Origin of the sequence: uncultured Eudoraea sp., assembly GCF_947258525.1 — a bacterium.
In the GTDB taxonomy this organism is placed as follows: domain Bacteria; phylum Bacteroidota; class Bacteroidia; order Flavobacteriales; family Flavobacteriaceae; genus Eudoraea.
Genome location: NZ_CAMYIP010000003.1, coordinates 1 through 4,861 on the forward strand (window position 1 = coordinate 1; position 4,861 = coordinate 4,861).

Annotated in this window: 5 protein-coding genes; 4 read left to right on the plus strand and 1 reads right to left on the minus strand. The window is 37.2% G+C overall.

Annotated elements, in window-relative coordinates:
• Window positions 1–215: 215 nt before the first annotated feature.
• Window positions 216–1,046, minus strand: coding sequence for a class I SAM-dependent methyltransferase (locus Q0X89_RS00090; RefSeq protein WP_297690569.1), 831 nt, complete (start codon window positions 1,044–1,046; stop codon window positions 216–218).
• Window positions 1,047–1,632: 586 nt separating this feature from the next.
• Here Q0X89_RS00090 and Q0X89_RS00095 point away from each other — a divergent pair.
• The 4 genes from Q0X89_RS00095 to Q0X89_RS00110 all read left to right on the plus strand — a co-directional run.
• Window positions 1,633–2,340 carry a DNA alkylation repair protein gene (locus tag Q0X89_RS00095; protein ID WP_297690570.1) on the plus strand — a complete coding sequence of 236 codons (708 nt, stop codon included), beginning with the start codon at window positions 1,633–1,635 and terminating at the stop codon, window positions 2,338–2,340.
• An 80-nt stretch (window positions 2,341–2,420) separates the two neighbouring features.
• Window positions 2,421–3,284: a hypothetical protein gene (locus Q0X89_RS00100; protein ID WP_297690571.1), complete on the plus strand. Its 864-nt coding sequence runs from the start codon at window positions 2,421–2,423 to the stop codon at window positions 3,282–3,284.
• A gap of 277 nt (window positions 3,285–3,561) precedes the next feature.
• Window positions 3,562–4,287, plus strand: coding sequence for a DUF6090 family protein (locus Q0X89_RS00105; RefSeq protein WP_297690572.1), 726 nt, complete (start codon window positions 3,562–3,564; stop codon window positions 4,285–4,287).
• 234 nt (window positions 4,288–4,521) lie between these two features.
• The coding region (locus Q0X89_RS00110) for a hypothetical protein (protein ID WP_297690573.1) at window positions 4,522–4,861 on the plus strand (340 nt) is incomplete at its 3' end.

The following is a 4,861-nucleotide window of genomic DNA, read 5'->3' on the forward strand; positions in this document are numbered from 1 at the left end:
TTCTGACCAAGAGTTAAGAATGTTTATTGATGGACAAATAACTGAATTTCCAATGCGGAATGAAAAAACTGCGTAGAACAACGCCTCCTATGAAAAATAGCCGAGTACGTCTTAAAACGAAACTATAACCATAAAATAAAGGTCAGTAATAAACCGAAAAGTTAGTGCGTAAAATCCCTCTACTTTTTATAATAGACCGTTGTCGTTAATTTCCGTTACAATCGCCGTGCATAAGCACCTATCAGCGTTGGTGATGATACCATAATTTGGCGAGCGACCGCATCGTCTCGGATACGATCAACAAGAGAATCGAGTTCAAGTTCGGCTACCGTTGCGATGCCAAGCTTTTCCGTCAAAGGCGCAATATTACGCAGTGTGTTTGCCATCCAGGAGTAACCTGAGAAATCAGGTCCGCCCCCAGCAACAGCTTCTTCGGTCAATGACGGGAAGGAAAGTCCCGCATCAAGAAATGTTTTCATGAGGAGGCGCCCCATCCTCAGGTGCATACCGGCGCCAGAGAACGTCTGCACGATAGTTCGGGCTGTATCGTTCCAGATAGATGCTACGGGATACGATAATCCAATGAAGTCCTCGTTCATATCAGCCTCATGAAACGCCACAATGCCACCTTTTTTGATACGACGAACGATTGTCAAGAGTCCATCAAGGGGATCGGCAAAATAAAGAAGGACCAAACGTCCGACTACTGCGTCGAACTCTCCAGAAAGTTCTGCCTCGCGTACATCACCCTCAATAAAGGTCACGTTAGAAATTTCGAGCAAACTTGCTCGCTCACGAGCCTTCTCGAGCGCACTGCCGTCAAGATCTATACCAACAACCTCACCTGTAGGTCCTACTAGCTTGGAGACAAGGAAGGCTACATCCCCAGCACCACTACCAACATCCAGGACTCGCATCCCCGGACCGATACCCGCCTCTCGGAAAAGACGCTCTGTTATATGACGAAAAAATGCGGCCTGTTCAGTTAAACGGTGGTATTCATCTTCTGACCGTCCAAGAGCGTATGTCGGATCATTTTTTTTCATGGTTACATTGTTAATTGGTTCAACGGTATGTTAATCTGTTAGTTAAAACCTGGCTAATAATTACCCCCGTTAAGCAAACGCCTAATTGTGTGTTTGATTACCAAAACACAATATGACCCTATTCAACAATATATAAATTAATTCTGATCGCAACAAGCTCCATTCTTAATTACACAAATGATTACTACGGTTATATAACAGAATGGCTCTTAATTAATAAATTCCTATAACTTTTTCGCCTGGAGTGCATTCAAGTGAAGAATACCTGATTTTATTGAAGTGTAAGAGATTTAAACATAGGCACACCAACGCATAAAATTAACCCGCCTGCCTTTAGTTGAACTATCCATCATTAACTAATTCTTCAAATATTGGGTTATTAAAACGGTCGTTTAAATATACTATCCCAAAAAATAGGTCCCAAGATATTTGCTATGTAAACGGTTGTAAATGTATTTTATTCGAATGAAATTCTACCAGGGTATTGTAAGTCCTTTAATTACTAGGATTTGTTATCTTAGTTCTTATAAGTGGGAGTTCATCAATAACTATATCCCTTTGTTAGCAGCAATAAATATCAACTAAGATGACTTTAAAAGAAATATTAATTGAATTAGAGAATTATGGGGATGAAGCCATAAAGAAAATCTATATGAATCACGGTGCTAAAGAGCCACTTTATGGTGTTAGGATTCAGGATATGAAAAAGATTGTCAAGAAAGTCAAGAAAAATCATGAGCTATCACTTGAATTATATGCAACTGGAAATTCTGATGCTATGTATCTCGCTGGTCTTATTGCAGATGAAAATAAAATCTCAAAAAGTGATCTTAATAAATGGGTAAAAGGTGCAACTAATCACGGTATTAGTGAATACACTGTAGCATGGGTAGCCGCTGAAAGCAAATATGGCTATAAGCTAGGACTTCAATGGATCGAATCAAGCAATGAACTAGTCGCTACCGCAGGTTGGTCCACGCTTTCCAATTATGCGGCTATTACGCCAGATGATAAACTGGACCTGAAAATCTACAATAAACTTTTAAACAGAGTTGAAAAAAACATTCATAAAGCTCCAAACAGAGTGCGGTATACAATGAATGGTTTTGTGATTGCCGTAGGAAGTTATATAATTGATTTAACAGAAAAGGCGTCTCAAGTAGCGGAAAAAATTGGCAAAGTAAGTGTCAATGTTGGAGGAACTTCGTGTAAAGTACCAATTGCAGTTGACCATATTAGAAAGGTTAAGGAAAAAGACAAACTAGGTAAAAAACGAAAAATGGCAAGGTGTTAATACTGCTGCCAACAAAGCCTAAACTGCATTTAAACACAGTTTAACCAAAACCTTGGTAATAATTTGGTAAAATATTTTCAATGTATAAGTTAATAGTTTTCTTTTTCTGCCTCATCTATAATACAGCTGTTATTGAGGCTCATCCAGGAGTTGGGATCGTTATGGATAGTAAAGGCAATGTATTCTATACTGACTTAGATCATGTTTGGAAAATATCAACTAAGGGTGAGCACTCCATTGTGGTTAGAAATGTTCATACACATGAACTATATATAGACGAAGAGGATAATCTTTATGGAGAGCACCAATGGTATGAAGGAGAAGCTACCGATAAGTGGGGAAATTACGTTTGGTGTTTAGGTAATGATGGCATATTTGAAAAAACCGTACAAGATATTGAAGGTTTTCTCGACAACAATACCTTGGTAAGAGATCCGGAAAGTAGCACCTATTGGGCAGAAAAGTCTGGTGACCATGAAATGTTGAAAAAACAAACATTAAGTGGTCAGAGCTATTTTGTTACTGAACATTATTTCGATGACATTCGCTGGATGTATTTTTCAAAATATGATAATAACCTCTATGTAGTAGATCATTTGAAAATTAAAAAAGTGACTCCCAAAGGAGACGTAACCGTGATAGCAGATAATCTAAAAGATTCCAAAATTTCATTTGATGGCGTAGCAGATCGTCATTATATATTTGGAATGTGGTCCGATGAGAAAAAAGATTTGTACGTAGCAATTTATGGGGCAGGAAAAGTAATAAAGATTAATACAACCGGAGAAATGACAACGATTTTCGAATCGAAACCGTTTTGGTCTCCCACTGGAGGATTGAATGCTCCGGATGGTTCACAATGGATAATGGAGTTTTCTAAAAGAAATAAAACACGCGTAAGAAAAATTAGCGTAGACGGAAAACACACACTGTATGCAAATTAAATATTTCTTATAAGAAAAAAATACCGCCAACAACGCGTCCTATGAAAAATAACAGCAGGCTACTTAACTGAATTAACCAACTGAAAAGTCCGAAATCACAAAACCGCTACTTTTCATACCTGTCTGTCGTAGGTAGGTACAAGACCGTTCCCCTACCACCAAAACATCTGTCACTCTTTACAATGTGGAGGTCTTATATTTAAATATTATTAGGCTGATTTTAAGTCCTTTATATTAATTCTGTATCTTAGGAAGAATAACCAACTGCTTCCTTCAGATGATCAGTTTCTTTCGTAATATCCGCCAAAACTTGCTCTCAGAGGGGAAAACGGTAAAATATCTCAAGTATGCAATGGGTGAGATTGTGCTTGTTGTCATCGGAATTTTGATCGCTCTTCAGATCAATAATTGGAATGAGGAAAGAAAAGTCAGAGATTTTGAATTTGTACTATTAAAGGAATTGCGAACTGAATTGACATTTAATAAAAATGATCTTGACCAAACACTCATTATTCTTAATAACTCTATTAAATCAAATAAAATTATTGCCTCGGTTTTCGAGGCTCACCAGCCCTATCAAGATACGCTCGACTTACATTTCGCAAGATTATACAGCTTTAGTTTTTTCATTGCTAATAATACAACTTATGATAAATTAAAGAATACTGGCATAGATATTATTCAAAATGAAGAAATCAGGAATAGAATATCTTCGCTCTATACTTATGAATTTTCTGGATTAGAAAAGATCGAAAGCCTTTATATGCAAGAACACTATGTGAACTATTTAAAACCCATTTTTATGAATGAGTTCATCACTTTTGATTTTCCTAATTCTCTTAAAGTTAGGGATTATGAATCATTCATGCGAAATGCAAAAATAAAACAGGTAATCAATTTCACTATTGTCAATTTAGGAATTGTCATGAGGACTCAACAAAATTTAAGAAATGAAATGGAAGAAATTATAGGCATGATTGATGAAGAACTCAAAAAAGAATGATTCCCTATTTTTTACCACCAGTTATTTAAAAGAAACAATAAATTAAAGGTAATTTAATAACGATAGGCTAACAACCACTATAATTCATACCTGTAAATCTCCTACTCCATTCTGGTCTAACAAAGACCAACCAATACTTTTTAATTAAATTCCATCCCGATAGCTCCTTCTCCATAGTGTTACGAAGGAGAAGCTATCGGGACCAAATTCCAAAAGAGTGGGAACAGCCAGCAATTGATTACCTGTTTTATTTTTGCACTATTGTTCGCAATTGGATGTATAGGCCTTTATGCAAACGAAGTCCATTTTATAGCGCCCCAGGAAGTACAGGTTGGTGATATTTTTAAAATAGGCGACCCCGATGCTCCGAGGTACAGGCATATAAATTTTCCCAGGCCTAATTTTATTATCAAAAAAGGCGGGGTTGCCAATTACAACAGGTTGGAAGGAAATAAAGTGGTGGTAACCGCTGTAAAGGAAAAGAAGGACGGCACCCTGGAAGTAATGATCAAAAGAACCGATGGCGTACGATTCTTTGGAAGCCACAGGGAAGTATCAGCAGATTTGAAGGCTG

Bases quoted from the DNA above. Each gene is read 5' to 3' on its own strand.
- Q0X89_RS00090 (WP_297690569.1), bottom strand. From the start codon at position 1,046: ATGAAAAAAAATGATCCGACATACGCTCTTGGACGGTCAGAAGATGAA.
- Q0X89_RS00095 (WP_297690570.1), top strand. From the start codon at position 1,633: ATGACTTTAAAAGAAATATTAATTGAATTAGAGAATTATGGGGATGAA.
- Q0X89_RS00100 (WP_297690571.1), top strand. From the start codon at position 2,421: ATGTATAAGTTAATAGTTTTCTTTTTCTGCCTCATCTATAATACAGCT.
- Q0X89_RS00105 (WP_297690572.1), top strand. From the start codon at position 3,562: ATGATCAGTTTCTTTCGTAATATCCGCCAAAACTTGCTCTCAGAGGGG.